Annotated in this window: 26 protein-coding genes; 12 read left to right on the forward strand and 14 right to left on the reverse strand. The window is 61.9% G+C overall.

From position 1 onward, the window contains the following. Positions 1-27: 27 nt before the first annotated feature. Complete coding sequence (gene recA / locus ABNP46_RS18700) at positions 28-1092, reverse strand: recombinase RecA (RefSeq protein ID WP_349919804.1); 1065 nt, start codon at positions 1090-1092, stop codon at positions 28-30. 79 nt (positions 1093-1171) lie between these two features. Beyond that, the gene (pncC, locus tag ABNP46_RS18705; protein ID WP_349922571.1) at positions 1172-1663 is read right to left on the reverse strand and encodes a nicotinamide-nucleotide amidase; all 492 of its coding nucleotides are present in this window, start codon (positions 1661-1663) and stop codon (positions 1172-1174) included. 256 nt (positions 1664-1919) lie between these two features. On the opposite strand from pncC, the gene ABNP46_RS18710 reads away from it, so the two are divergent. Both ABNP46_RS18710 and mutS read left to right on the forward strand, forming a co-directional pair. Then, positions 1920-2327 carry a Spy/CpxP family protein refolding chaperone gene (locus ABNP46_RS18710; RefSeq protein WP_349919805.1) on the forward strand — a complete coding sequence of 136 codons (408 nt, stop codon included), beginning with the start codon at positions 1920-1922 and terminating at the stop codon, positions 2325-2327. Between the two features lie 248 nt (positions 2328-2575). Beyond that, positions 2576-5146 (forward strand): DNA mismatch repair protein MutS, encoded by a 2571-nt coding sequence (mutS, locus tag ABNP46_RS18715; RefSeq protein ID WP_349919806.1) that lies wholly within the window; start codon positions 2576-2578, stop codon positions 5144-5146. Positions 5147-5235: 89 nt separating this feature from the next. Here mutS and ABNP46_RS18720 read toward each other — a convergent pair whose 3' ends face one another. Both ABNP46_RS18720 and ABNP46_RS18725 read right to left on the reverse strand, forming a co-directional pair. Continuing rightward, positions 5236-6834, reverse strand: a complete 1599-nt coding sequence (locus ABNP46_RS18720) for a BCCT family transporter (protein ID WP_349919808.1) — start codon at positions 6832-6834, stop codon at positions 5236-5238. A 9-nt stretch (positions 6835-6843) separates the two neighbouring features. Then, positions 6844-7371, reverse strand: a complete 528-nt coding sequence (locus ABNP46_RS18725) for a hypothetical protein (RefSeq protein WP_349922574.1) — start codon at positions 7369-7371, stop codon at positions 6844-6846. Positions 7372-7535: 164 nt separating this feature from the next. Here ABNP46_RS18725 and ABNP46_RS18730 point away from each other — a divergent pair, with 164 nt between their 5' ends. After that, positions 7536-8015 (forward strand): MarR family winged helix-turn-helix transcriptional regulator, encoded by a 480-nt coding sequence (locus ABNP46_RS18730; RefSeq protein ID WP_349919810.1) that lies wholly within the window; start codon positions 7536-7538, stop codon positions 8013-8015. 59 nt (positions 8016-8074) lie between these two features. On the opposite strand, the gene ABNP46_RS18735 is transcribed toward ABNP46_RS18730, so the two are convergent. After that, positions 8075-8656, reverse strand: a complete 582-nt coding sequence (locus ABNP46_RS18735) for a YjaG family protein (protein WP_349919811.1) — start codon at positions 8654-8656, stop codon at positions 8075-8077. A gap of 160 nt (positions 8657-8816) precedes the next feature. Between ABNP46_RS18735 and ABNP46_RS18740 the strand changes: the two genes are divergently transcribed. Further along, complete coding sequence (locus tag ABNP46_RS18740) at positions 8817-9761, forward strand: D-2-hydroxyacid dehydrogenase (protein ID WP_349919813.1); 945 nt, start codon at positions 8817-8819, stop codon at positions 9759-9761. 66 nt (positions 9762-9827) lie between these two features. Here the strand turns inward: ABNP46_RS18740 and mepM are convergent, their stop codons facing one another. Continuing rightward, positions 9828-11165, reverse strand: coding sequence for a murein DD-endopeptidase MepM (gene mepM / locus ABNP46_RS18745; RefSeq protein WP_349919814.1), 1338 nt, complete (start codon positions 11163-11165; stop codon positions 9828-9830). A 270-nt stretch (positions 11166-11435) separates the two neighbouring features. Here mepM and ABNP46_RS18750 point away from each other — a divergent pair, with 270 nt between their 5' ends. Both ABNP46_RS18750 and ABNP46_RS18755 read left to right on the forward strand, forming a co-directional pair. Then, complete coding sequence (locus tag ABNP46_RS18750) at positions 11436-12734, forward strand: LapD/MoxY N-terminal periplasmic domain-containing protein (protein ID WP_349919815.1); 1299 nt, start codon at positions 11436-11438, stop codon at positions 12732-12734. Further along, positions 12731-13672 carry a TAXI family TRAP transporter solute-binding subunit gene (locus tag ABNP46_RS18755; RefSeq protein WP_349919817.1) on the forward strand — a complete coding sequence of 314 codons (942 nt, stop codon included), beginning with the start codon at positions 12731-12733 and terminating at the stop codon, positions 13670-13672. The genes ABNP46_RS18750 and ABNP46_RS18755 overlap by 4 nt, the downstream gene beginning before the upstream one ends. Here ABNP46_RS18755 and ABNP46_RS18760 read toward each other — a convergent pair. Further along, a complete protein-coding gene (locus ABNP46_RS18760) occupies positions 13667-14338 on the reverse strand; it encodes a transglutaminase-like cysteine peptidase (RefSeq protein WP_349919819.1) in 672 nt (223 codons plus the stop codon). The two genes, ABNP46_RS18755 and ABNP46_RS18760, sit on opposite strands and share 6 nt — an antisense overlap. Before the next feature lie 64 nt (positions 14339-14402). Then, positions 14403-15317 (reverse strand): zinc ABC transporter substrate-binding protein ZnuA, encoded by a 915-nt coding sequence (gene znuA / locus ABNP46_RS18765; RefSeq protein ID WP_349919820.1) that lies wholly within the window; start codon positions 15315-15317, stop codon positions 14403-14405. Between the two features lie 93 nt (positions 15318-15410). Here znuA and znuC point away from each other — a divergent pair, with 93 nt between their 5' ends. Then, positions 15411-16175 (forward strand): zinc ABC transporter ATP-binding protein ZnuC, encoded by a 765-nt coding sequence (gene znuC, locus ABNP46_RS18770; RefSeq protein WP_349919821.1) that lies wholly within the window; start codon positions 15411-15413, stop codon positions 16173-16175. 20 nt (positions 16176-16195) lie between these two features. Beyond that, positions 16196-16975: a zinc ABC transporter permease subunit ZnuB gene (gene znuB / locus ABNP46_RS18775; protein ID WP_349919823.1), complete on the forward strand. Its 780-nt coding sequence runs from the start codon at positions 16196-16198 to the stop codon at positions 16973-16975. An 18-nt stretch (positions 16976-16993) separates the two neighbouring features. On the opposite strand, the gene ABNP46_RS18780 is transcribed toward znuB, so the two are convergent. Continuing rightward, positions 16994-17911 (reverse strand): LysR substrate-binding domain-containing protein, encoded by a 918-nt coding sequence (locus ABNP46_RS18780; RefSeq protein ID WP_349919825.1) that lies wholly within the window; start codon positions 17909-17911, stop codon positions 16994-16996. Positions 17912-18002: 91 nt separating this feature from the next. On the opposite strand from ABNP46_RS18780, the gene ABNP46_RS18785 reads away from it, so the two are divergent. Further along, on the forward strand, positions 18003-18860 hold the full coding sequence (locus ABNP46_RS18785) for a DMT family transporter (protein WP_349919826.1): 858 nt from the start codon (positions 18003-18005) through the stop codon (positions 18858-18860). Between the two features lie 16 nt (positions 18861-18876). On the opposite strand, the gene ABNP46_RS18790 is transcribed toward ABNP46_RS18785, so the two are convergent. Further along, positions 18877-19458 (reverse strand): uracil-DNA glycosylase family protein, encoded by a 582-nt coding sequence (locus ABNP46_RS18790; RefSeq protein ID WP_349919827.1) that lies wholly within the window; start codon positions 19456-19458, stop codon positions 18877-18879. 101 nt (positions 19459-19559) lie between these two features. Between ABNP46_RS18790 and rarD the strand changes: the two genes are divergently transcribed. Together rarD and ABNP46_RS18800 are read left to right on the forward strand one after the other, a co-directional pair. Continuing rightward, entirely contained in the window at positions 19560-20453 is an 894-nt protein-coding gene (rarD, locus tag ABNP46_RS18795) for an EamA family transporter RarD (RefSeq protein ID WP_349919828.1), read from the forward strand. Then, positions 20450-20800, forward strand: a complete 351-nt coding sequence (locus tag ABNP46_RS18800; RefSeq protein WP_349919829.1) for a GIY-YIG nuclease family protein — start codon at positions 20450-20452, stop codon at positions 20798-20800. Before rarD ends, ABNP46_RS18800 begins: the two co-directional genes overlap by 4 nt. Positions 20801-20841: 41 nt before the next feature. Here ABNP46_RS18800 and pspG read toward each other — a convergent pair whose 3' ends face one another. The 4 genes from pspG to ABNP46_RS18820 all read right to left on the reverse strand — a co-directional run bounded on the left by pspG (position 20842) and on the right by ABNP46_RS18820 (position 22910). Next, entirely contained in the window at positions 20842-21060 is a 219-nt protein-coding gene (pspG, locus tag ABNP46_RS18805; protein WP_349919830.1) for an envelope stress response protein PspG, read from the reverse strand. Between the two features lie 46 nt (positions 21061-21106). Then, complete coding sequence (locus tag ABNP46_RS18810) at positions 21107-21313, reverse strand: PspC domain-containing protein (protein WP_349919831.1); 207 nt, start codon at positions 21311-21313, stop codon at positions 21107-21109. A 2-nt stretch (positions 21314-21315) separates the two neighbouring features. Further along, entirely contained in the window at positions 21316-21978 is a 663-nt protein-coding gene (pspA, locus tag ABNP46_RS18815; protein ID WP_349919833.1) for a phage shock protein PspA, read from the reverse strand. Positions 21979-22181: 203 nt separating this feature from the next. Further along, positions 22182-22910, reverse strand: a complete 729-nt coding sequence (locus tag ABNP46_RS18820) for a 1-acylglycerol-3-phosphate O-acyltransferase (protein WP_349919835.1) — start codon at positions 22908-22910, stop codon at positions 22182-22184. Positions 22911-23074: 164 nt separating this feature from the next. Here ABNP46_RS18820 and ABNP46_RS18825 point away from each other — a divergent pair, with 164 nt between their 5' ends. Continuing rightward, positions 23075-23446 carry a hypothetical protein gene (locus tag ABNP46_RS18825; protein ID WP_349919837.1) on the forward strand — a complete coding sequence of 124 codons (372 nt, stop codon included), beginning with the start codon at positions 23075-23077 and terminating at the stop codon, positions 23444-23446. Positions 23447-23467: the final 21 nt, after the last annotated feature.

Genomic DNA, 23467 nt, shown 5'->3' on the forward strand with positions numbered 1-23467 from the left:
AGGCCGGGTATCAACCCGGCCTCTTTGTTATTCGAACTCTTGCTCGTTTTCGGGCTCGAACTCATCGGCCTCGGCCACCTCGGCCTTGCCGTCCTGCGGGATGGCACCCGACAGCAGCAGTTCGCGCAGACGGGCTTCCACCTCAGCCGCCATCGCCTTGTTCTCGGAGAACAGCTTCATCACGTTGGCCTTGCCCTGACCGATCTTCTCGCCGTTGTAGCTGTACCAGGCGCCAGCCTTGTCGATCAGCTTGTGCTTGACGCCTAGGTCCACCAGCTCGCCTTCCTTGGAGATACCGGCCCCGTAGAAGATCTGGAACTCGGCCTGCTTGAAGGGAGGCGCCACCTTGTTCTTGACGACCTTGACGCGGGTCTCGTTGCCGACCACTTCGTCCCCTTCCTTGATGGCGCCGGTACGACGGATGTCGAGACGCACGGAGGCGTAGAACTTCAGGGCGTTACCACCTGTGGTGGTCTCGGGGCTGCCGAACATGACGCCGATCTTCATCCGGATCTGGTTGATGAAGATGCACAGGCAGTTGGCATTCTTGATGTTGGCGGTCAGTTTGCGCAGGGCCTGGGACATCAGACGAGCCTGCAGACCGACGTGGGAATCCCCCATCTCGCCTTCGATTTCGGCCTTCGGCGTCAGGGCGGCCACGGAGTCGACGATGATGACGTCGACGGCATTGGAGCGCACCAGCATGTCGCAGATTTCGAGAGCCTGTTCGCCTGTGTCAGGCTGGGAAATCAGCAGATCATCGACGTTTACACCGAGCTTGGCAGCATAAATGGGATCCAGGGCGTGCTCCGCATCGACGAATGCACAAGTCTTGCCTTTCTTCTGGGCTTCCGCGATCACCTGCAGGGTCAGGGTCGTCTTGCCGGAGGATTCCGGACCGTAGATCTCGACGATACGGCCACAGGGCAGACCGCCGATCCCCAGCGCCACGTCCAGGGAGAGAGAACCGGTGGAGATGGCTTCGATGTCCATGGTCTTGCTGTCGCCCAGACGCATGATGGAGCCCTTGCCGAACTGCTTCTCGATCTGCCCCAGCGCAGCCGCCAGTGCCTTCTGTTTGTTCTGATCCATGCCAATCTCCGCTGGGAATCGTGGTAAGAAATGAAGTTGGGCTAAGTATACTGTTTATGTATACAGTATCAAGCCCAAATTATCTGAGCAGGGCCAACAAGCCGGAGAGCGCCTGTCTGACGGCCTGTTCTCGCACTTGCTGGCGGTCGCCGTCGAAGCGGGCCAGCAGGGAGTGCTGGCGGCCGCTCTTGTCCGCCCAGGCGAACCAGACGGTACCCACCGGTTTGTCATCGTTGCCGCCACCCGGGCCGGCGATGCCGCTGATGGCAACGCTGATGCCCGCATCGGAGCGGGCCAGGGCTCCCCGCGCCATCTCCAGCACCACGGTCTCGCTGACGGCGCCGTGACGCAGCAGACTGTCGATGCTGACGCCCAGCATCTGCTGCTTGGCCTCGTTGGTGTAGGTGACAAAGCCCCGGTCAAACCAGCCCGAGCTGCCGGCGATATCGGTGATGGCGGTGGCCACGCCGCCGCCGGTACAGGACTCCGCGGTCGTGGCCAGCCAGCCCCGTGCCGTCAGCGCCTCGCCCAGTTCCAGGGAGAGGCGGGCGATCTCTGTATCAAGCCCCATCGTCATGCCCTCGTTGGCCCCTTGCGGGCTGAATATGGGGCTCATTATGCAATTGCCCCTGCCTGGGGACAACCCGCGAGGGGCCCCCTGCGTCAGCCTGGTTCAGGCGCCGGTGGCCATTCACCAGACGAGCGCCCTGGCAAATGGTCCGCGCTTAAGCTTCAGTACATGGGGGCTCTCTATAATCAACGGGCGCCGCCGTTGGAGCGGCATCCACTTGATGAATACCTTCCGATGAAAACATGGAGAAGAACAGATGAAGCATCAGTTTAAAGTTGCCATGGCCGCGCTGGCTATCTGTGTGAGCAGCCAGGCCTTCGCCGCCGAGAGCGCTCCCGAGCTGCAAACCGAGACCACCCTGGCCCAGGAGCTGAACCTCTCCAGCGCCCAGGTTGAACAGATCAAGGGGCTGCGGGAGCAGGCGGCCAAGGAGCTCAGCTCCGTCAAGCTCGATGCCATCGGTCAGGATGTCATCGTCAACATGATCAAGAGCGGCAAGTGGGATGAAGCAGCAGCCAAGAAACAGCTGCAGACCATCAGCAACGTCCAGGCCGAGGCTCGCTACTACCGCGCCCACTACCTGTTCGAGGTGAGCAAGGTGCTGACTGCCGAGCAAAAAGCCAAGCTGCACGAGATGCTGAGCGGCGGTGAAGCCATGTACTAAGGGCGATGCCCTCCCATCCCCGTTGCCAGACGGGGATGTTGTCTATCCCCGTCTCTTCCCGCCACCCGAGTCCTCCCCAGTCCAGCCAGCTCACTGCGTCAGGGCGCACCAACCCGGTCAAGACGCCGGGTTTGCCCCCAAGACGGAGATTCCCCCTCACCATCCGCCCCCGAGCATGTAGAATGGCTGCCAGATTCAGACCCAAGATGGCAGACGCTTCCCTGCCAGAGCACCTTCTGGAATAGCACATGACAGCACAGCACCCAGTCAGCGGCGCCACCCTCAGCGCCCACACCCCCATGATGCAGCAGTACCTGACTCTCAAGGCCGAGAACCCGGAGATCCTGCTGTTCTACCGGATGGGCGACTTCTACGAGCTCTTCTATGACGATGCCCGCAAGGCCTCCCAGCTGCTCGACATCTCCCTGACCAAGCGCGGCCAGTCCGCCGGCAGCCCCATCCCCATGGCCGGGGTGCCCTATCATGCCATCGAGGGGTATCTGGCCAAGCTGGTGCAGCTCGGCGAGTCTGCCGCCATCTGTGAGCAGGTGGGGGATCCCGCCACCAGCAAGGGGCCGGTGGAGCGCAAGGTGGTACGCATCATCACCCCGGGCACCGTCTCCGACGAGGCGCTGCTCAGTGAACGCCAGGACAACCTGATCGCCGCCGTCTATCACGATGGCCGCCGCTTCGGCTACGGCACCCTGGACATCGGCTCCGGCCGCTTCTTCATCAATCAGTTCGACAAGGAAGAGACCCTGCTGGCGGAGCTGCAACGCACCAACCCGGCCGAGCTGCTCTACCCGGAATCCTTCGAGTTCCTGCACCACGTCGAGGGCCGCCGCGGCCTGCGCCGCCGCCCGGAGTGGGAGTTCGAGCTGGGTACAGCTCGCAAGCTGTTGTGCCAGCAGTTCGGCACCCAGGATCTGGTGGGCTTCGGGGTCGAACAGAGCGAGACCGCCCTGTGCGCCGCCGGCTGTCTGATGCAGTACGTGAAGGACACCCAGCGCACCGCCCTGCCCCACATTCGCGGTGTGCGACTGGAGCAGCCGGATCACGCCGTCATCATGGATGCCGCCACCCGCCGCAACCTGGAACTGACCCAGAACCTGGCGGGCGGTTATGACAATACGCTCGCCGAAGTGCTGGACAGGACCGCCACCCCCATGGGCAGCCGCTTGCTCAAGCGCTGGATCCACCAGCCGATCCGGGATCGGGTGATCCTCAAGGGGCGCCAGAGCACCATCGCCGAGCTCATCGAGCAGAACCTCTACGACGAACTGGGCGGCCTGCTGCGCCAGGTCGGCGACGTGGAGCGGGTGCTGGCGCGTCTGGCCCTGCGCAGTGCCCGTCCCCGCGATCTCACCCGGCTGCGCCAGGCCTTCGGCCAACTGCCCGAGCTGCAACGGCTGCTGGCGGACAGCGAACACGAGGCCGTGCAGCAGCTGAGCGAACGGGCAAGCACCTTCCCCGAGCTGCTTGAGCTGCTGGAGCGCGCCGTGATGGAGGTGCCGCCGGTGCTGATCCGCGATGGCGGCGTCATCCGCGATGGTTTCAACCAGGAGCTGGACGAGCTGCGGGATCTCGCCAACGGCGCCACCGCGAGCCTCGCCCGCATCGAGGAGCGGGAGAAGGCCCTCACCGGCATCAATACCCTCAAGGTGGGCTACAACAAGGTGCACGGTTTCTACATCGAGGTGAGCCGTGCCAACAGCCACCTGGTGCCCACCCACTACATCCGCCGCCAGACCCTCAAGAACAACGAGCGCTACATCATCGATGAGCTCAAGAAGTACGAGGACAAGGTGCTCACCGCCCAGGCCCAGGCGCTGGCGCTGGAGAAGCGTCTCTACGAGGAGTTGCTCGACGCCCTGTTGCCCCACCTCGGCGAACTGCAGGAGTCCGCCGCCGCGCTGGCGGAGCTGGACGTGCTGTCAAACCTGGCAGAGCGGGCCGAGACCCTGGACTACCGCTGCCCCACCCTGACCGAGGAGGATCAGATCCTGATCGAGGCGGGTCGCCACCCCGTGGTGGAACAGGTGATGACGGATCCCTTTATCGCCAACCCGATCAACCTGCAGCGCAGTCGCCGCATGCTGATCATCACGGGCCCGAACATGGGGGGTAAATCCACCTACATGCGCCAGACGGCGCTCATCGTGCTGCTGGCCCACATCGGCGCCTATGTGCCCGCGAGCAGCGCCCGCATCGGCCCCATCGACCGCATCTTCACCCGCATCGGGGCCTCGGATGACCTGGCTTCCGGCCGTTCCACCTTCATGGTGGAAATGACCGAGACCGCCAACATCCTCAACAACGCCACCGCCCGCAGCCTGGTGCTGATGGACGAGATCGGCCGCGGCACCAGCACCTACGACGGCCTCTCCTTAGCCTGGGCCTGTGCCGAGCAGCTGGCGAGCAAGATAGGCGCCTACACCCTGTTCGCGACCCACTACTTCGAGCTGACCCAGCTGCCCGCGCTGATGGAGGGGCTGGCCAACGTCCATCTGGATGCGGTGGAACACGGAGACACCATCGCCTTCATGCACGCGGTGCAGGAGGGGGCGGCCAGCCGCTCCTACGGTCTGCAGGTGGCGGCGCTGGCAGGAGTGCCCAAATCGGTGATCCATCAGGCTCGCCACAAGCTGGCCGAGCTGGAGAGCGCCACGCCGGCCCCCGCCGGCGAGGCACGCCCGGCCCCGGTCGTGCTGACGCCCCAGCCCCACCCCGTGGTGGAAGAGCTGGCAGCTGTGCGCCCGGATGAGCTCAGCCCCCGTCAGGCACTGGATCTGCTCTATCGCCTCAAGCAGTTGCTGTAACCGGCGCCGAACGACAGCCATGAAAAAAGGGAACCGCGAGGTTCCCTTTTTTATTTTCCGTTCAATGGCTTGCCATCGGTCGGTTTGGCTTAGGCCGGACCAATCCGGTCAATCAGGCTCAGGTGGGAGGAGCCGTCGTGACGCTTGAGGTTCTGCCGGTACTCGAACTGGCGCTGACTCTCTTGCTTCAAACCCAGCATCAGGGAGTAGCACATGGCCAGCATGATCAGGGAGAAGGGCAGCGCCGCTATGATGCTGGCCGCCTGCAGAGCCGCCAGGCCGCCGGACACCAGCAGTATGGCCGCCACCAGTCCCTGACCCAGACCCCAGATGGCGCGGTGCAGCACGGGGGGATCCTGATCACCGATGGAGAGCAGTGTCGTGATCACGAGCGTGCCCGAGTCGCTGGAGGTGATGAAGTAGGTGCAGATGAGCAGGGTCAGTACCCCTTTGGCGATCCAGCCGAAGGTATCCCAGTGCAGCAGCTCCACCGTCTTGTAGAGGGCCAGGGTCACATCCTGGTTGACCGCTTCGACCACGCCACCGCTGCCGAACAGCTCGAGGTGCATGGCGGTGCCACCGAACACGGTGAGCCAGAGCATGCCGAGCAGGGAGGGCACCAGCAGGACGCCGAGCACGAACTCGCGGATGGTACGGCCCTTGGAGATGCGGGCGATGAACATGCCGACAAAGGGTGCCCAGGCAATCCACCAGCCCCAGTAGAAGGCGGTCCAGCTGGACTGCCAGGCCGAGGTGCCGTTGGCCTCGGTATTGGTCCAGAAGCTCAGCTTGACGATGTTTTGCAGGTAGTCACCGATGTTCTGCACATAGGCGTTGAGCAGATAGGTGGTCGGCCCCAGTGCGAGGAAGAGGGCAAGCACGAAGACGCTGAGCCAGATGTTGAGTTCGGAGAGGATCTTCACCCCGCGCCCCACCCCGGAGATGGCGGAAAGTGTAGCAATAACGCTGATGCCGCCGATGAGCCAGAGCTGGTTGGTCTGGGAGACCCCCATGCCAAACAGCTGGTTCAGACCCGTATTCATCTGGGAGACCCCCAGTCCCAGGGAAGTCGCCACCCCGAACACGGTGCCGAACACCGCCAGCACGTCGGCCGCGTGGCCCCAGAAGCCGTAGATGCGCTCACCGAGGATGGGATAGAGCACGGAGCGGATCGCCAGTGGCAACTTGCGGCGGTAGCTGAAGAACGCCAGCGAGAGACCGACGATCACATAGATGGCCCAGGGATGCAGGCCCCAGTGGAAGAAGGTGAGGCGCATGGCGATCTGGGCCGCCTCCGGGGTCATCCCCTCGGTGATGAAGGGATTGCTCTGCAGGTGATACATGGGCTCGGCGATGCTCCAGAACACCAGACCTATGCCCATGCCGGCACTGAACAACATGGAGAACCAGGCGAAGTAGCCAAATTCCGGTACCTGGTCGTCGTCGCCCAGCCGGATGCTGCCAAAGCGGCTGAACATCAGATAGACGGCGAAGAACAGAAACAGGGCGACTACCAGGATGTAGTACCACTTGAAGCCGGCAATGATGGTGTCTTTGGCGCCGGTAAACCAGGTCCCCGCGGTATCAGGATCGAAGACGCCGAACAGCAGGAACAGGGTCACGACGGTCAGGGCCGTCATGGCCATGGTGGGATTGAGGCCTTTCAACAGCCCTTTGGTTGCTCTCATCTGGCCTCCTTAGTCATGGTTGAAAAAATCTTCGCCGACGTGATCGCCCGCCCCGCCGATGGCGCGATAGACCAGACGGCCCGCCACCTGTTCACGGTGATCCACCAGGCTGACCGACGGTTGACCGTTCACCGCATGGCGCTTGCCGAGGAAGATGGCCATGGGAACCCCCAGGCTGGAGACGCCGCTGGTGATCCAGAGCCGGTTGAAATCGTAGGAGCCGCCGATGAATTCAAGTTGGGCCAAGCCGTTGTCCAGGCCCGCCAGGTAGAAGTTCATGGCGCTCTCGTCGGGGAAGAGGTGTACCAGCACATAGGCATAGCGCAGTTCGTTCACCAATTCCTTTAAGCTGAAAGCACCGGTGTTGCTGCAAGAGAGGGGCAACTCACCATCGTAGTGATGCACCTTGAGGTTGTTCGGGTCTTCGTCATAGGCGGGCTGGTAACGCACGAATGCCGAGGTATCTGGCAGTTCATAGCGAACTCTGACTACCCGTAGCTCGTTCACAAGGGACTTGATATCCAGGTCGTTCTGCATCATTTCGCTCCTCAAAGATCGGATTAAATTTCGAAAACAGCGGGATAACCTAACACAAAATTAGTTAGAGCAGAAACTATTAGACCAAAAACCATATTGACCTTGTGTGGAATTAGGCGGAAAATCTTGCGCCTCTCAACTACCAGGCCATGAGCCGGACCCCAGTGGAAAAACATGATGAAGTGCTGGTCGCCCTGCGCCAGATCATCCGTGCCATCGATATGCACTCCAAACGCTTGATCAAGGAAGCCGGGCTGACCTCACCACAGCTCCTGCTGCTCAAGGGGATAGACGATCTGGGGCAGATCTCCATGCGCCAGCTGGCGGATCACACCAACATGAGCCAGGCCACCGCCACCACCATCATGGATCGGCTCGAGAGCCGCCACTTGGTGCAACGGATCCGCAGCGAGACCGACAAGCGCAAGGTACATGCGACGCTGACTGACGCGGGCCGAGCCCTGCTGGAACAGGCGCCGACCCCGCTGCAAGAGAGCTTCATCCTGCGCTTCCAGGCTCTGGAAACCTGGGAACAGACCCTGCTGCTCTCCTCCCTGCAGCGGATCTCCTCCATGATGAATGCCGATGGCATCGACGCCGCACCAGTGCTGAGCGTCAGGCCCCTCACCGAGGAGCGGGCATAAAAAAAGCTCCCATTCGGGAGCTTTTTTTATGGGCAGGCGCGGAAGGCGCCGCACTCGTATCACTCGTCCAGGCTGATACCGATGTTGGAGACGCCGCCCTGGGCGGCAAACTCGCGGATGGCCAGGATGCGGTCGCTGTCGCGCTCGAAGGCCACGCGCTTGAGCAGTTCGACCTGAAACTCCAGCTCGGCCTCGATGTACTCGTGCTCGTAGAGTTCCTCATCGGTCAGGTCGCGCTCTTCCAGCATCTCGATGAAGCCGGCTACGGTGCCCACAGACGCGTGACTGGCATCCGTGGCTTCTTCGCCCACCCGGCAAATTACCGAGTTGTAGGCGCAGCCCAGTGCGACGCAGGCATCCAGTGCCGGATAGGCGCCATAGGATTCAAACTTGCTGGGCTCGGGAATGTAGATCTCGAACGCCTCCAGAATGGCCCCCAGATTGACCCGGGAACCCTTTACCGTGAGGTAGTTCCACATCTGATCCAGCGCGTGACGAAATGCCCTGGCATCGCCGAAACCGGACGCCTGGGAAAACAGCACATAGTTGGGGTACATGCGCTCTGCCAGCGCCAGGGTGTAGACGGTCTGCTGCCAAGGCTGCAGCTCGGCCAGTCGCTTATAAAACTTGTCACCAAACACTGGAGTCTGATCCTTTGCAAAATGTGGGGCAGATTGTAGCCCACGAGGGGGCTGGCGAAAACGAAAAAGCACCCTGCTCGGCTATCTTGCCCGATCAACTGGGGTAAGATGGGAACAGATCCCCCTTTGCCGTGCCATAAACATGATAAGGAACAAGAGTATGAGCCAACGTACCCTGCTTCTGCTCAGCCAGGACAACGCCCATTACGAGCGCCTGCTCAAGGCCGCTCACCTCCCCCATCTGCGCATTCTGCGGGCCGACAACCAGAGCGAAGCCGAACGGCTCATCGGTGAGGCACACATCCTGATGGCCGAGCCGGCTCGCGCCAAACCCCTGTTGCCCAAGGCCGGCAAGCTCGGCTGGTTGCAATCCACCTACGCCGGGGTCGATGTGCTGCTGGATGCCAGCTGTCGCCGGGACTACCTGCTCACCAATGTGCGCGGCATCTTCGGCCCCCTGATGAGCGAGTATGTGTTTGGCCACCTTCTGAGCCTGACCCGTCATCTGCCCCTCTACCGTGAACAGCAGCAACAGCAGCTGTGGCAGAGCCAGCCTTATCAGGGGCTCAAGGGCAAGACCCTGTTGCTGCTCGGCACCGGTAGCATAGGCCAGCACATCGCTCACACCGGCAAACACTTCGGCATGCGTGTACTCGGCATCAGCCATAGCGGTCGTGAGCGGGCGGGTTTCGATCAGGTGTATCAGCTGCCGGCGCTGAACAAGATGCTGGCCCAGGCCGACGTCATCGTCAGCGTGTTGCCGGCGACCCGGGAAACCCGCCACCTGTTCACCACCGATCGCTTCAACCACTGCAAGCCGGGCGCCATCTTCTTCAACGTCGGCCGGGGCAATGCGGTACACGAGGGAGACCTGCTGGCGGCCCTGCAAAACGGCAAGCTCGCCACCGCCGTGCTGGATGTGTTCGAGCAGGAGCCCCTGGCTCCCACCAGTCCCCTTTGGCATCAGCCCAATCTCATCATCACGCCCCACAACAGCGCCTACAGCTTCCCGGAAGATGTGGCCCAGATCTTCATCCGCAACTACATCCGCTTCATCGACGGCCAGCAGCTCGATGGGCGCATCGACTTCGACAAGGGTTACTGAGTCCGGTCCATGAAAAAGGCCCCGCCATGATGGCGGGGCCTTTTGCTATCTGGACAAGAAAGAGACTCAACCCGCCTCCATCTCCTGGCGATAGCTCTTCACCTTGGCGAGGAACTGACGCTTCTCCTTGCCGGAGAGCGGTTCAGCCATGGGCAACTTGACCGTCATGGGGTTCACCGGACGGTTGTTGATCCGCACCTCGTAGTGCAAGTGGGCCCCCGTGGAGCGCCCGGTATTGCCGGAGAGAGCAATCTTGTCACCCATCTTCACCTTCTGACCGGGTTTCACCAGCAACTTGCTCAGGTGCAGGTAGCGGGTCATCAGGGTGCGGCCGTGCTTGATCACCACATAGGTGCCAGCCAGCGGGTGACGGGTCGCCTTGAGCACCACGCCATCACCGGTAGCCATCACTGCGGTGCCCACCGGCAGGGCGAAGTCGGTGCCCTCGTGGGGGCGGACCTGACCCGTGATGGGGTGGCGCCGGGCCGGGTTGAAGTTCGAGCTGATCCGGTAGCGGCTGTGGGTCGGATAACGGCGGAAACCACGCTCCAAGCTGTTCGCCTGACCGTCATAGTAGTTGCCGTCCTCCGACAGCCAGGCAGACACCGCCTTGCCCTGGCTGAACACCTCGACACCCAGCAGCTGGGTGTTGCCCGTGCTCTTGCCCTCGACCGTCTCCTGACGCACCAGCACCTTGAATTTGTCACCTTTTTGCAGATCTTTCGCGAAGTTCATCCGCCACTGGAACAGGTTGGCAATCTTCTGGATATGGTTGGCCGGGATGCCGGCATTGCGGGCGCTGACATAGAAACTGCCATTGATGACACCGTCATAACTCTTCTTCTGCCACTCCACCTTCTCGTTGAGCATGTTGGCGCTGTAGGTGTCATCGGTGCGCTCCAGCACCAGAGTCTGCTTGATGTTCAGGCGGATCTTGAGCTGCTGCAGTATGTTGTCCTGATCGATCAGCAACTCTATGGTCTGGCCAGGCTTGAGACGGGCCAGATGATTCTTGGCATCCGCATCCAGCACCTTGTAGAGGGTGGTGGTGGAAAGCCCCAGATTGTTGAAGATGGCCGTCAGGTTTTCACCGTTGCGCACCCGGTAATCCTGCCACTGGGGAGTCACATCCGCCGGGATGTCATCCTCCGGGGCGGCCGCCTCCACCAGTTCGTGGTCCGGGATATCGTTAAAATCGGTGTTATCTTCGTTGGTCGCGGTGCCCGGGGTAGCGATGGGCAACTCGAGACGCAGTGGCCGCTCCAGGATGTCACCGGGGGCTGGCAATACGGCTACCGCCGACAGCGTCATGGCCGTGAGCAGTAACATGGCATAAAAATGCTTGCGGGGAACCGGGGGTTCCCAGTTGGCAGCCTGCGCTACCAAGGGACGGAGACGTTTCATCCGCTATCCTGTCATTAGATCTAAGGGTGGTAGTTGTGTGTCTGTCTTTATGATTTTTTATTATGAAAACCGTGCATCTGGCAATTAGACCTAAATACTTACAAAAAGTTCATAGCTATATGCACGAACCCCACATTTTATGCATAACCTTCCTGTATTGGCAGAAATGATCGCCAGTTTCAGACATTTCTTTCTATTTTTAAGAACCCGATCCGGTTGTCGTCGCTCAAGAGCAACCAAATGTTGCAAGAACATTTCCATGGAGTGGATATGTCATTAGCAAAATTGTTAAACGTAATCATCCTGATCCTGTTCACCATTGGCGCCATCCTGCTGTTCATGCTGGAGATCACCACGGTGCGGCAATCCATCCTCGACCAGATGTCCGCCAACCTGGAGACGGCCATCACCGCCCTCGGCCTGGTGCTGCAAGGCACCCTGCTCAATGACGACAAGGTGCTGGCAGAAACCATCGTCAATGCCATGTTTGACGGCGGTTTCGTCAGCTCGGTCACCCTGCTGGATCCGGACGGCCAACTGCTGTTCCAGAAGGCATTCCACACCGCGCAACAGAACATCCCCGCCTGGCTGCCGAGCCTCATTGCCATGCCACCGATCAAGGTGGAGCAAGAGCTCACCGATGGTTGGCGCATTCTCGGCACCCTTACCCTCGAGGGGCACAAGGGCTATGCCTACCAGCATCTGTGGAACGCCATCAGCCGCACCGGGCTGGCCCTGCTCGGCGGCCTGCTGGTGCTGACCCTCATCATCCAGTGGGTATGCAACCGGCTGTTACGTCCTCTCGAGCAGGTGAACCTGCAATTGTTGCAGGTGCGCCAGCGCCAGTTCAGTGGCAACCTGCCCATCCCCTGGCTGAGAGAGTTGCGGGAGGTCGTCTCCTCCATCAACCAGCTGGTCTCCGAACGCAAGCGGGATCTGCTGCAGCAACGGCTCAAGATCACCCAGCTCGGCAAGCAACACGAGGGTCAAAGCAGCCAACCGCTGATGGGACTGACACAGACCCCGGGCGACATGCATCTGCAGCATTTCGTCTCTACCCAGGGGGATATCCGGCTCTACAGCCGCCTGCTCCCGCAAAACCCACCGAGTGCGGACAGTTCACCTGACGAGATCCGGGCGCTGCTCAACCACTGGCTCGCACAAAAGACGGAGGGGATACAGCTTCCTCTCAGCCTGCTCGCCCACCCAGACTGGGCACAGTTCTCGTCCACACTGGCCAGCGGCAAGGGCAAGACCCTGGACTGGCGCTGGGATCAGCCAAACTTCCCTCCCCTTGCCGAGGAGAGACTGTCGGCCCTGGCGGCTCAGGGGGTCGAGATGGCCTTCAGCAATGTCCCCATGAACAACGACAACCTGACCAGGCTCGACCCCGTCAAACCCGTGTTCATCAGTTGCCAGCTCACCGACGCCCCTCTGTACTGGAACCTGCTTTCCCAGTGCCTGCACGCCTCCGGATACACCCTGCTGGCAGAAGCCAGCGAGGTAACGGATATGGGCACCTTGCGCAGTTGGGGCATCGATGGCTATGCCAGCCAGGAGGCATCATGAAACGTTCCCTGTTGCTGTTCCCCCTGCTCCTGGCGTCTGCCTCTCATGCCCAGACCGTGTCCATCGGTACCGGTGGCGAGCAGGGGATTTATTATCAGGTCACCAAGGAGTTCTGCCGTCTGGCCAACAAGAGCGACCCCGGCCTCCAATGCAAGCCGCAGGCCAGCTCAGGTTCCATCGAGAATCTACGGCAGTTGCAGGCAGGGGAAAGCCCCTATGCACTGGTGCAATCCGACTGGCTCTATCAGGCCAGCCACGGCAGCGGCCCCTTTGCCAAACAACCCCAGCCCGAACTGCGTGCTCTGTTCGCCACCCATGCCGAGCCTTTCACCATAGTGGTGCGGGCCGATGGTGACATCACCAAGCTGGAACAACTCAAACTGGCCCCCATCGACATGGGGTTGAAGCACTCTGGCACCCGTCAGACGGCACTGGCATTGTTCTCTTTACTCGGCGCCACCGAGCAAGACCTCGATCTGAAAAGCGTGGCCAACCAGGCCGAAGCCCTGTGCAGCAAGCAGATCGACGCCTTCGGGCTGGTGATGGGCCATCCGAATCGCATCGTGCTGGACACCTCGAAGCGTTGCGCCATCCGCTTCTTGTCCATCGATGGCCCCGTTCGTGATCAGCTGCTGCAGGGGGTCAAGTATTACCAGCGCAGCCAGGTGCCGGCCCGCATCTACCCGGGCAATCTCAAGGCCACTCCCACCTTCGCCATCGCCGCCACCCTGGTGACCAATGCCAGCATGCCGGATGGGGATGTCTACCGCCTGACCAAGGCCATGTTGAGCCAGCAGACCAGCTTCAACGAGCAGACGTACGGTTACGCCAACCTGTTCCACAAGGCGCGCAATAAAGTCGGCCCGGTGCTGAGCATCAGTCAGCATCCGGGCGCGGCAAGGTACTTTGAGGAGTTGAAAGCGGCGGGCAAGTTATAGCTGACGGCGGGGGGCACGCAGATGCTCGCTGGAGAAGCGGCTCTGCATCGAAGTCCACTGGGTCAGGCGATCGGCGCTCCCCGCCAGGGTGCCTTCGCGCCGGGACTTCATCACCCAGATGCTCTTGGCATCAAAACTGTAAACCGGCTGCAAGTCGTTTCTTTTGCTGCCCGGCAGGATGCGGCCATTGATGTTGTCGAGGACCAGAGGGTCAGATTTGGCGGTAGGAAAGTAAAGCGTCACCATGTGAAACTGGTTGTATCGAATGGCCTTCACATAGGCCAGCCGCAGCTTCTTCTCATCCACCCCCAGCTCCATCAGGGTGTAGTACTTGGAGATACTGTAATCCTCGCAATCCCCACCACGGGCTCCGATAAACTCCAGCGGATTGGCCCAGTAGTCTTCCTCTCCCCATAACCTGGGATCCTCGCTATAGGTCAGGTTGTTGAAGTAGTTGTTCACCAGCTCCAGTTTCTGCTGATCCGTCGTGCCCGCCCGCGGGCTGAGCAAGCGAGAAAACGCCTCCGCCCGCTGCAGCGCCCGAGCGCCGTAGACTTCCTGCAACTTGGACTTGAGATCAGGGCTGGTGATATAGCTGGACAGCTGGGAAGCCTGCAACGGGGCACTGATCAGTGCCACCATGCAGGCGGGGATAATCCATTTCATACGGGACACTCCATGTCATGCGCTGGAGGTCAGTATAGTCAGCCCTGATGGTCACACCGGGGTGTTAGCGGCACTCGGCAAAGGCATCGGCCAGTTGCTGCATAAACTGCGGATAACCCTCGGGTCCTAGCGGTACTTGTTCACCCACTTCATCCAGCAGCAGCACCTTGGCCCCCGTATTGCGGGCGACCGACTCGATCACCGCGGGCGAGAATTGCGGCTCGGCATAGATGCAGCTCGCCTGTTTCTCCTCCAGCGCCTTGCGGATCTCCACCAGCGTCCTGGCACCGGGGCGGCGCTCAGGGCTCACGGTAAAGTGACCCTTGGAACTCATGCCATAGTGGCGCTCCCAGTAGCCATAGGCTTCATGAAACACGAAGTAGCCCTTCTGATTGACCGCTTTCATCTGTCCGGCAATCACCTTGTCCTTGGCATCGACCTTGGCCGTGAAGGCTTTCAGGTTGGCACCGTAACGAGCGGCATTGGCCGGATCCTGGGTGCTCAGCGTGTCACTCAGCGCCTTGGCGATCACCAGAGCCTGGGTCGGTCCCAACCAGATGTGAGGATCCACCCCCTCGTGATGATGTCCCTCATGACCGTCATGGTCATGACCCTCATGTTCCTCGTCACCGTGCTCCTCGTGTCCGGCCTGCTTACGATAGTCAAACAGCGGCATGCCCGGCACCTTGGTCAGGGTCAGCACATGGGGATGCTGAGCTAGTGGCTTGGCCATGAAACCCTCCAGCTCGGGGCCAACCCAAACCACCAGGTCGGCGTCATTGATGCTGCGAATATCGGAGGGACGCAGAGCAAAGTCGTGGGGAGAAGCGCCGGTCGGCAGCAGCACTTTGGGCTCGCTCACACCGTCGGTGATGGCGGCGGCGATGAAGCCGATGGGTTTGATGGTGGTCAGCACCTCGAGGGCACGGGCGGGCAGACTCACCGCCAGCAAGGCAGTGATCAGGGCAAGAATGCGCATAGGGGTCTCGTCAGGAAGTATGTGTGTGATAATATAACAGCCAACGCTATTGTTATATTATAACTCTCACAGGCTGTAAACCCCGGAGCTGTCATGACCCAACTGGTGGAGCTAAAAGATGTCTGTCTCTCGTTTGACGGACGTTCCGTGCTCGACAAGGTCTCCTTTACCCTGAACAAAGGCAAAATCACCACGCTGGTCGGCCCCAACGGGGCGGGCAAGAGCACCCTGAGCAAACTGGTATTGGGCCTGCTCAATCCGGACTCCGGCGAGATCCGGCGCCGCCGGGACTTGCGCGTCGGCTATGTCCCCCAGCGCCTCTATCTGGATCCCACCCTGCCGCTGACGGTGCGCCGCTTCCTTCAGCTTGGCAAGAATGGCCGCCTCTCCATCGAAGAGGCACTGAACCGGGTCGGCGCCCAGGATCTGCTGGACAACCGGATGCAGAAACTCTCCGGTGGCGAGATGCAGCGGGTGCTGCTGGCCCGTGCCCTGCTGGTCAAGCCCGAGCTGCTGGTGCTGGACGAACCGGTGCAGGGAGTGGACATCAACGGCCAGATCGAGCTCTACGCCCTTATCGGCCAGCTCGCCGCCGAGCTCCACTGCGCCGTGCTGATGGTCTCCCACGACCTGCACCTGGTGATGGCCAGCACCCACGAGGTGATCTGCCTCAATCGCCACGTCTGCTGCCATGGCGAACCGGAAAGCGTGGCTCGTCACCCGGAATTCGCCCGCCTGTTCGGGCGCCCGGAACAGGAGGTGCTGGCGGTCTATACCCACCATCATCACTGCGACGGTGAACACCACCATCACGAACCGCAGGCCCCGATCATCCGCCTGCCTTCTCGCAACAAATAGCCAAGCAATAGGACATTCCAGTGGACAGCTTTCTGTTATACGCCCTCGCGGCCGGCCTCGGCATCGCCCTGCTGGCCGGCCCCCTCGGCAGCTTCGTGGTGTGGCGCAAGATGGCCTATTTTGGCGACACCCTCTCCCACGCCTGCCTGTTTGGCATCGCGCTCGGCATCCTGCTGCAGGTGGATTTGACCCTGGCGGTGGTGGTCTGCTGCCTCGCCATGGCCATGCTGCTGGTCGTCATGAGCCGCAACCAGCAGGTGGCCACCGATACCCTGCTCGGCATCCTGGCCCACAGCGCCCTGTCGCTGGGCCTGGTGACCTTGAGTTTCATGGACAACGTGCGGGTGGACCTGATGGCCTACCTGTTCGGCGATCTGCTCTCGGTACAACCCATGGATCTGCTCTGGATCTACGGCGGCGGCGCCCTGGTGCTGCTCACCCTGTGGCGGCTGTGGGATCCCCTGCTCTCCATGACCATCTCCGAGGAGCTGGCGCGGGTGGAGGGGGTACGAGTGGATGTGCTGCGCTGCGTGCTGATGCTGCTGATCGGCCTGGTGATCGCGGTGGCCATGAAGTTTGTCGGGGCCCTCATCATCACCTCCCTGCTGATCATCCCCGCCGCCACCGCACGGCGCTTCAGCCAGACCCCGGAACAGATGGCGGGCCTCGCGGCCCTGATCGGTTGCCTCTCCGTGCTGGGGGGGCTCAGCCTCTCCTGGTATCAGGATACTCCGGCGGGCCCCTCGGTGGTGGTCTGCGCCACCAGCCTGTTCGTGCTGAGCCAGTTCAAGAAAGCCTGAATGCAGAGTCCGAGCGCCTCACGTCCGCTTGAGGGGTTCGTTTTCACCGGGGCGCAGGCTCGCCTGTGCCTCCTGCCAGAGCCACTGTCGCAACCGGCTGATGGCGGGTTCATGGGCCCGTGAGCGCTTGCAGACGAAATAGAAGTGATCCCCGGTCTCCAGAGCATGGAGCGGCAGCCGCACCAGGCCGGGATCCTCCGGTTGCAACATGTAGTCGTTGATGAGCGCCACCCCCTGATCCCAGTTGGCCGCCTCCAGCGCCAGCAGGATATGGCTGAAATGGTGCATCCGCGCGGTCGGGGCAATCGTCAGTCCGCCCACCTCGGCCCAGCGCCGCCAATCCTCCCCTTTTTCCCGGTAGATCGCCTGGATGGAGAGCAGTGGCAACTGCCACAGGGCCTCGGGCCACTCCCCCTCCACCTGCTGCCACAGGCGCCGGCTGCACACCGGCATCAGCCGCTCCCGGTAGAGCAGATCGTGCATGTAGCCAGGCCCCTCGGGGGACACGGTGATGAAGCCGTCCGCCACCCGATCGGAGAGCTCGGGATCTTCCGCCACCATCTCCAGGCTCAAGTCCAGCTCGGGGTAGAGCTGGCGCAGCCCCGCCAGACGCGGGATCAGCCACTTGACCGCGAACGAGCTGTAGACCGCGAGCCTGACCCGCATCTCGCCGCCACCGCGCAGCTGCTCGCTGCTGTGGGCAATCTGGCCGAGCCCCGCCGAGATCCCCTCGAAGTAGACCTCCCCCTGCGCCGTCAGGGAGAGCAGCCGCCCCTGGCGCAGCAGCAGCCGCTCCCCGAGAAAATCCTCAAGCAGACGAACCTGATGGCTGACGGCACTCTGGCTGACGTTGAGCTCCAGCGCCGCGCGGGAGAAGCTGAGCAGGCGGGCGACCACCTCGAAGTATTGAACGGCGCGCAGGGGAGGCAGCTTCATTATCTAAAATTCTCATGAATGGTCATTTTTTATCATTTTACTGGATAACAAGCCCCAGACTACTCTTACCGCTTCTGAAACGGGAGGCAGTATGAATGCAGTCGGGATAGGCATCCTCTATCTGGTGCTGGGCAACATGGTGGCGGTCTTCTCCGACGCCCTGGTCAAGGTGCTGGATCCGGATCAGCCGGTGTTCCAGTTCGTCTTCTTCCGCCAGCTCTCCGCCGCCCTGTTGCTGATGCCCTGGCTGCTGTGGTCCTGGCGCGCACACCCGCCGGTCGCCATCAAGTGGCACCTGCTGCGAGCCCACATCTGGGCGGCCGGGGTCTGTTTGATGGTGGTCGCCCTCACCCGGCTGCCGCTGGCCACCGCCAACGCCCTCTTCTACGCGGCGCCGCTCTTGATGGTGCCGCTCGCGGTCTGGCTGGCGGGAGAGGCGCTGTCGCGCCAGAAGGTGCTGACGGCACTGCTGGGTTTTGTCGGGGTATTGATCGTGCTGCGACCGACCGAGGTGAACTGGGCGGCCCTGGCCGCCCTCGGCGTGGCATTGTCATTGGCGGTCAACAACCTGCTGATCAAGCGCATCCCCCTCAAGCAACCCATCGCCCAGACCCTGTTTTTCACCAACGTGCTGAGCATGCCCATCATACTGGCGCTGGCCTGGTGGGAGGGGGGCGACTGGCAGTGGCAGATGTGGTGGCCCGCCTTCGGTTCGTCGGCACTGATCATGGTCTATGCCGGGCTCTGCGTGATGGCCTATCGCAAGGCGGAGGCGAGCAAGATCGCCTCGGCGGAGTACACGGGGCTCTTGATGGCGGTGGCCATCGGGGTCTGGCTGTTCGACGAGCAACCCGGCCTGCCGCTGCTGCTGGGGTGCCTGTGCATCATACTGCCCCTGGTCGCCATGGCCCGCAGCAAACCCAAGCCGCTGGCCGAGCCCGCGACCTGAGTCCAAGACGATAGGATCACCCCAGCAGTGGGGTGACCCTCTGTTTAAGGTGCGGGATCACCTCCTGCTCGAACCAGGGATTCTTCTTGAGCCAGAGGGTGTTGCGCGGCGAGGGGTGGGGCAGCGGCAGCCAGGCGGGGCCATAGTCGACCCAGTGTCTGACCGTCTCGGTGAGGGTGTGTTGTGCTGCCTTGCCCAGATAATGATGCTGGGCGTACTGGCCGATGAGCAGGGTCAGCTCGACATTGGGCAACAGCATCAGCACCTTGTCGTGCCAGGTCGGCGCGCACTCGGGGCGGGGGGGCAGATCCCCGGACTTGCCTCGGCCCGGGTAGCAGAGCCCCATGGGCATGATGGCGATGCGGGATTCGTCGTAGAAGGTCGTTTTATCCACCCCGAGCCAGTGACGCAGCCGATCCCCGGAGGGATCGTCCCAGGGGATGCCGCTGGCATGGACCCGGGTGCCCGGTGCCTGACCGATGATCAGCAGGCGGGCAGAGGCGGCCCCCCGGATCACCGGTCTGGGGCCGAGCGGCAGGTGAGCCTCACACAGGCGGCAGGCCCGGATCTGTTCAAACAGGACGTCGAGTCGATTCATGGGGGCATGGTAGCAGAGTTTTCCTGCCGATCCCGCTTGTGAAAGCCGTGGCGGATACCTATCATGCGGCCACAATTGTTTAATTTAATAAACGGAAAGCGATGAAGAACTGGCTGGGCCCCGGCAGTGCGGCCCTCTCTTTCGTGCTCTGGGGCATGCTGCCGCTCTATTACCAGTTCATGCCCGAGGTCAACATGTGGGAGCTGCTCTCTCACCGGGTGCTCTGGTCGGTCGTCCTGCTCGGCAGTCTGTTCCTGCTGCTCGGCGTACGGGTGCCCTGGGCACGCCTGCGCGGCGAGCCGCGCCAGCTCGGCCTCATCCTGCTGGCGGGCCCCGTCATGTCCATCAGCTGGTGCATGTTCACCTGGTGCCTGACCACCGGCCAGGTGCTGGCCACCAGCCTCGCCTTCTTCATGACGCCGCTGTTCAACATCGTCTTCGCCGTCCTCTTCCTCAAAGAGAAACTCACCCCGCAAAAGCACCTGGCGGTGGCCCTGGCGTTGGCCGGTCTCGCCTACATGCTGTTCTCCTACGGCGAGCTGCCCTGGTTCTCCCTCATCATGGGGGCCAACTTCGCCTTCTACGGCCTCATCAAGAAGAAAGTACGCTATGACGCCGGGGCCAGCCTCTATCTCGAATCCCTGGTGCAGCTCCCCATCGCCCTGCTGATCATCGGCTATTTCGGCGTCCAGGGTACCTGTCTGTTTATGGACGGCGACTGGCGCGAGCGCCTGCTGTTGATGGGCAGCGCTCCCGCCACCCTGCTACCGGTCGGGCTCTTCTGCTACGCCGTGGCCCGCACCCGCATGAGCACGGTCGGGTTACTGCAATACATAGAGCCGAGCCTCGCCTTCCTGCTCGCCATCTTCTGGTTCGGGGAGACCCCGGATCCGGTGAAATCCGTGGGCTTCGCCTTCGTCTGGGCCGGCCTGCTGGTGAGCCTGCTGCCCCTGCATCGGCTCAGGCGCAGTCAGGTGCAGTGGAAAGAGTCATGACGACAGACGTTTGTACCGATAAACCCACAGGTAACTGGTTTATCTACCTGGTACGCACCCAGGGTGGCGCGCTTTACGCCGGTATCACCACGGATCCGGAGCGGCGCCTGCGCCAGCATCAGAGCGGCAAGGGCGCGCGCGCCCTGCGTGGCAAGGGGCCCCTGACCCTGGTGTGGCAGCAGACCGTCTCGGACAAAGGCCAGGCCCTGCGCCTCGAATATCGCCTCAAGCAGCAGAGCAAGGCCTTCAAGGAACGGCTGGTGCAAGAGCCAACCCTTTGGGATGAGTGGTACAGCGCCTGGCTGACCAGCCTCCCCACCCTCGAGTCAGTCAGCCGGGCGCCATAAAAAAGGCCACCGCAAGGGTGGCCGTAAAGTGCCAGGGAGGCCTAACGATAGGTATTGGATTGCTTGCGCCTGTTGCTGAGCAGCCAGCACACCACCAGCACCAACAGCAGCCAGGGCGCCAGCTTGATGACCAGAGCAAGCATGCCGGCCAGGATGCCAAACAGCGCGAAGACCCCGCTCACCAGCAACATGGCCAGCACGGTAAATCCGGTCAGCGCCATGGTGACCAGCACCAGCATCAAGACGATAAATTCCAGCATGTTTTGCTCCTTGGTATCTCATTGGCAGATAGAAACCCTGCCTTGGTCAATCCAGCCAGCGTTTCAATTCACGGCGCGGCGGCATGATGAGCACCGCCAGCAGGTAGGCCGCCAGGGCCAGGGGTGGCATCAGGATCAGGGCGAGCAGCATGACCACCCGCACCGTCACCCTGGAGATCCCGAGCCCGTTGGCAAGGCCGGCGCAGACGCCGGTGAGCTTGCGGTGGGCCAGATCTTTCGGCCAGGGGGTCATGATCAGGCCTCCTCTTTTTGGCCCTTCAGACGGGCCAGCTCGCGTTCGATCTCGTCATTGAGCTCCAGCTCGCGGAACTGGGCCTCGAGGGAAGGATTCTGCCCCAGGGTCGCCGCCTCCAGCTGAGCTTCCAGCTGATCCACCCGGCCCTGGAAACCGTCGAAACGGGCCATCAGTTCATGCATGCGCTGGTTGTCCACCTGGGCACGGGCCCGGATCCGGCTGTGGGCGGTCTGCTCGCGCAGGGTCAGCATCTTCTGCTTCTCCCGCGCCTCGGTCAGCTTGGCCGCCAGGCGCTCGCTGTCGGCGGTCAACTGGGCCAGCACCTCGGCCACCCGGGCCTTGTCCTGCTCCAGCTGTTCGCATTTCTTGACCTCGGCCAGCTTCTCGGTGAGGGCGGCGCGGGCCAGGTCTTCCCGCCCCTTCGGGATGGCAAGCTCGGCCTTGGCGGACCACTCCTGGATCTGGTTGCGCAGCGCCTGCTGGTGGCGCTCCAGCTGTTTCTGCTCGGCAATGACGCGGGCGGCCTGGGTTCTCATCTCGACCTGGACCTGCTCCATCTCCTCGATCATCAGCCGCAGCATCTTCTGTGGCTCCTCACTCTTGTCGAGCAGGCTGTGCAGGTTGGCATTGATCACGTCGGTCAGGCGGCTAAATACGCTCATGGTCTGGCTCCTTGTGGATGGGATGGCTATCTCTCCCAAAAGCATTACAAGAGCCGTGCCAAGAAAATTTATCCTTTCTTTACAAATAGATGGGGATTGATAGTGGAAATTAAACGGGCCAGGCGTGGTGAAAAAAACCAATGAAGTGGTGATTTTCACCAATAAAAAAGGGAGCCGGCGGCTCCCTTTTTCTCTTCTCAGGCTCAGGCGGCCTTGTGATGACCGAGCTTGGCGTCCAGCTCCGCCAGCTTGGCCTCCATCCGGGCCCGGCAGGTGTCGGACAGCTCGCGAATGCCGGCGGCGCCGTGCTCCTTGCTGCACACGGGGGGCAGCATCTCCAGCAGCACCTCGCCGTTGTCCCAGCGGTTCAGGTCAACCTGACCGAAGTAGCTGGAACAGACGATGGGCACCACGGGCACCTCGGCCTGCACGGCGGTGTGGAAGGCGCCGGCCTTGAACGGCAGCAGGCCACGGCCCTGGGAGCGGGTCCCTTCCGGGAACATCCAGATGGAGGTGCCGCGACCCTTGATACGATCCACCACCTGGCCGATGGTGCCGATGGCGCGGGAGCGGTTGGATCTGTCGATCAGCACGTTGCCGGAAAGCCAGAAGATGAGGCCGAAGAAGGGCAGCCACAGCAGGCTCTTCTTGCCCACCGCCACCACGCCGGGCACCACGGCGCCGGTCACGGTGAAGATGTCGAAGTTGCTCTGGTGGTTGCACACATAGACAGCCGGGCCGACCGACTTGATCTCGTCGGGAATGGTGACCCTGACCTTGAGCCCGATGAGGGGGCAGACCGCATGATACATGCGGGCAAAGACATAGACGTTGTTGGGATGGCGCGGGCGCACCAGACAGAGCAACAGACCGAATACGAACCAGAAGACGAGCAGCAGGGCAAGCAGCAGCACGCGGGCAATTTTGAGCATCGAACACCTCGGAATTTAACTCGGCGCAGTATACTGGTCCCCCTTTTAGCGAACAAGCGTTCGCCAAACAGAACTGACCACCCCGGGCGGGTACAGACCGGCCTCGGCTTGCTCCTCCCGTCATTGGCCGTTAGGATGTGCCCATCTTGATGAACGGGGCAAGCATGATTCACCAACAACGTGTGGCGAAACGACTCCTGCTGCTGGTCTGCCTGCTGGTGCTCAACTGCGCTGCCCAGCCGCTGGCCCGGCTGGCCCTGCTCGATCACGCCCTCAGCTGCCAGACCCTGCCCTCGCTCGCCGATGCCGAGGATCAGGATGGCGCCACCAACCCGCAGCCAAACAGCTGCCAGCTCAACGGCAAGTGGCTGAGTGCCGCTACCCTGCTCTGTGTCGAGCAGCTCTTCTTCGCCATCGCCCTGGTGATCGCCCTCCTGGCCCCGCTCTGGCGATATGTTCCCCCCTTGCCTCCCCCGAGAGTCATCTCACCGCCCGAGCGGCGTCTGCACCTTCGTCTCTGCGTCTGGCGGGAATGAGTTCGACTGCTAGCCATTAGC

Origin of the sequence: Aeromonas veronii, from assembly GCF_040215105.1 — a bacterium.
Lineage (GTDB): Bacteria > Pseudomonadota > Gammaproteobacteria > Enterobacterales > Aeromonadaceae > Aeromonas > Aeromonas veronii_G.

What these genes read in the sequence shown, in the direction of transcription:
- znuA (WP_349919820.1), bottom strand. Translation starts at nt 15,317, where the DNA reads ATGCGCATTCTTGCCCTGATCACTGCCTTGCTGGCGGTGAGTCTGCCC.
- ABNP46_RS18800 (WP_349919829.1), top strand. Translation starts at nt 20,450, where the DNA reads ATGACGACAGACGTTTGTACCGATAAACCCACAGGTAACTGGTTTATC.
- ABNP46_RS18710 (WP_349919805.1), top strand. Translation starts at nt 1,920, where the DNA reads ATGAAGCATCAGTTTAAAGTTGCCATGGCCGCGCTGGCTATCTGTGTG.
- ABNP46_RS18755 (WP_349919817.1), top strand. Translation starts at nt 12,731, where the DNA reads ATGAAACGTTCCCTGTTGCTGTTCCCCCTGCTCCTGGCGTCTGCCTCT.
- mepM (WP_349919814.1), bottom strand. Translation starts at nt 11,165, where the DNA reads ATGAAACGTCTCCGTCCCTTGGTAGCGCAGGCTGCCAACTGGGAACCC.
- ABNP46_RS18785 (WP_349919826.1), top strand. Translation starts at nt 18,003, where the DNA reads ATGAATGCAGTCGGGATAGGCATCCTCTATCTGGTGCTGGGCAACATG.
- ABNP46_RS18825 (WP_349919837.1), top strand. Translation starts at nt 23,075, where the DNA reads ATGATTCACCAACAACGTGTGGCGAAACGACTCCTGCTGCTGGTCTGC.
- ABNP46_RS18740 (WP_349919813.1), top strand. Translation starts at nt 8,817, where the DNA reads ATGAGCCAACGTACCCTGCTTCTGCTCAGCCAGGACAACGCCCATTAC.
- znuC (WP_349919821.1), top strand. Translation starts at nt 15,411, where the DNA reads ATGACCCAACTGGTGGAGCTAAAAGATGTCTGTCTCTCGTTTGACGGA.
- ABNP46_RS18790 (WP_349919827.1), bottom strand. Translation starts at nt 19,458, where the DNA reads ATGAATCGACTCGACGTCCTGTTTGAACAGATCCGGGCCTGCCGCCTG.
- ABNP46_RS18780 (WP_349919825.1), bottom strand. Translation starts at nt 17,911, where the DNA reads ATGAAGCTGCCTCCCCTGCGCGCCGTTCAATACTTCGAGGTGGTCGCC.
- pncC (WP_349922571.1), bottom strand. Translation starts at nt 1,663, where the DNA reads ATGGGGCTTGATACAGAGATCGCCCGCCTCTCCCTGGAACTGGGCGAG.
- pspA (WP_349919833.1), bottom strand. Translation starts at nt 21,978, where the DNA reads ATGAGCGTATTTAGCCGCCTGACCGACGTGATCAATGCCAACCTGCAC.
- ABNP46_RS18725 (WP_349922574.1), bottom strand. Translation starts at nt 7,371, where the DNA reads ATGCAGAACGACCTGGATATCAAGTCCCTTGTGAACGAGCTACGGGTA.
- ABNP46_RS18720 (WP_349919808.1), bottom strand. Translation starts at nt 6,834, where the DNA reads ATGAGAGCAACCAAAGGGCTGTTGAAAGGCCTCAATCCCACCATGGCC.
- ABNP46_RS18810 (WP_349919831.1), bottom strand. Translation starts at nt 21,313, where the DNA reads ATGACCCCCTGGCCGAAAGATCTGGCCCACCGCAAGCTCACCGGCGTC.
- ABNP46_RS18760 (WP_349919819.1), bottom strand. Translation starts at nt 14,338, where the DNA reads ATGAAATGGATTATCCCCGCCTGCATGGTGGCACTGATCAGTGCCCCG.
- rarD (WP_349919828.1), top strand. Translation starts at nt 19,560, where the DNA reads ATGAAGAACTGGCTGGGCCCCGGCAGTGCGGCCCTCTCTTTCGTGCTC.
- pspG (WP_349919830.1), bottom strand. Translation starts at nt 21,060, where the DNA reads ATGCTGGAATTTATCGTCTTGATGCTGGTGCTGGTCACCATGGCGCTG.
- ABNP46_RS18750 (WP_349919815.1), top strand. Translation starts at nt 11,436, where the DNA reads ATGTCATTAGCAAAATTGTTAAACGTAATCATCCTGATCCTGTTCACC.
- recA (WP_349919804.1), bottom strand. Translation starts at nt 1,092, where the DNA reads ATGGATCAGAACAAACAGAAGGCACTGGCGGCTGCGCTGGGGCAGATC.
- mutS (WP_349919806.1), top strand. Translation starts at nt 2,576, where the DNA reads ATGACAGCACAGCACCCAGTCAGCGGCGCCACCCTCAGCGCCCACACC.
- ABNP46_RS18820 (WP_349919835.1), bottom strand. Translation starts at nt 22,910, where the DNA reads ATGCTCAAAATTGCCCGCGTGCTGCTGCTTGCCCTGCTGCTCGTCTTC.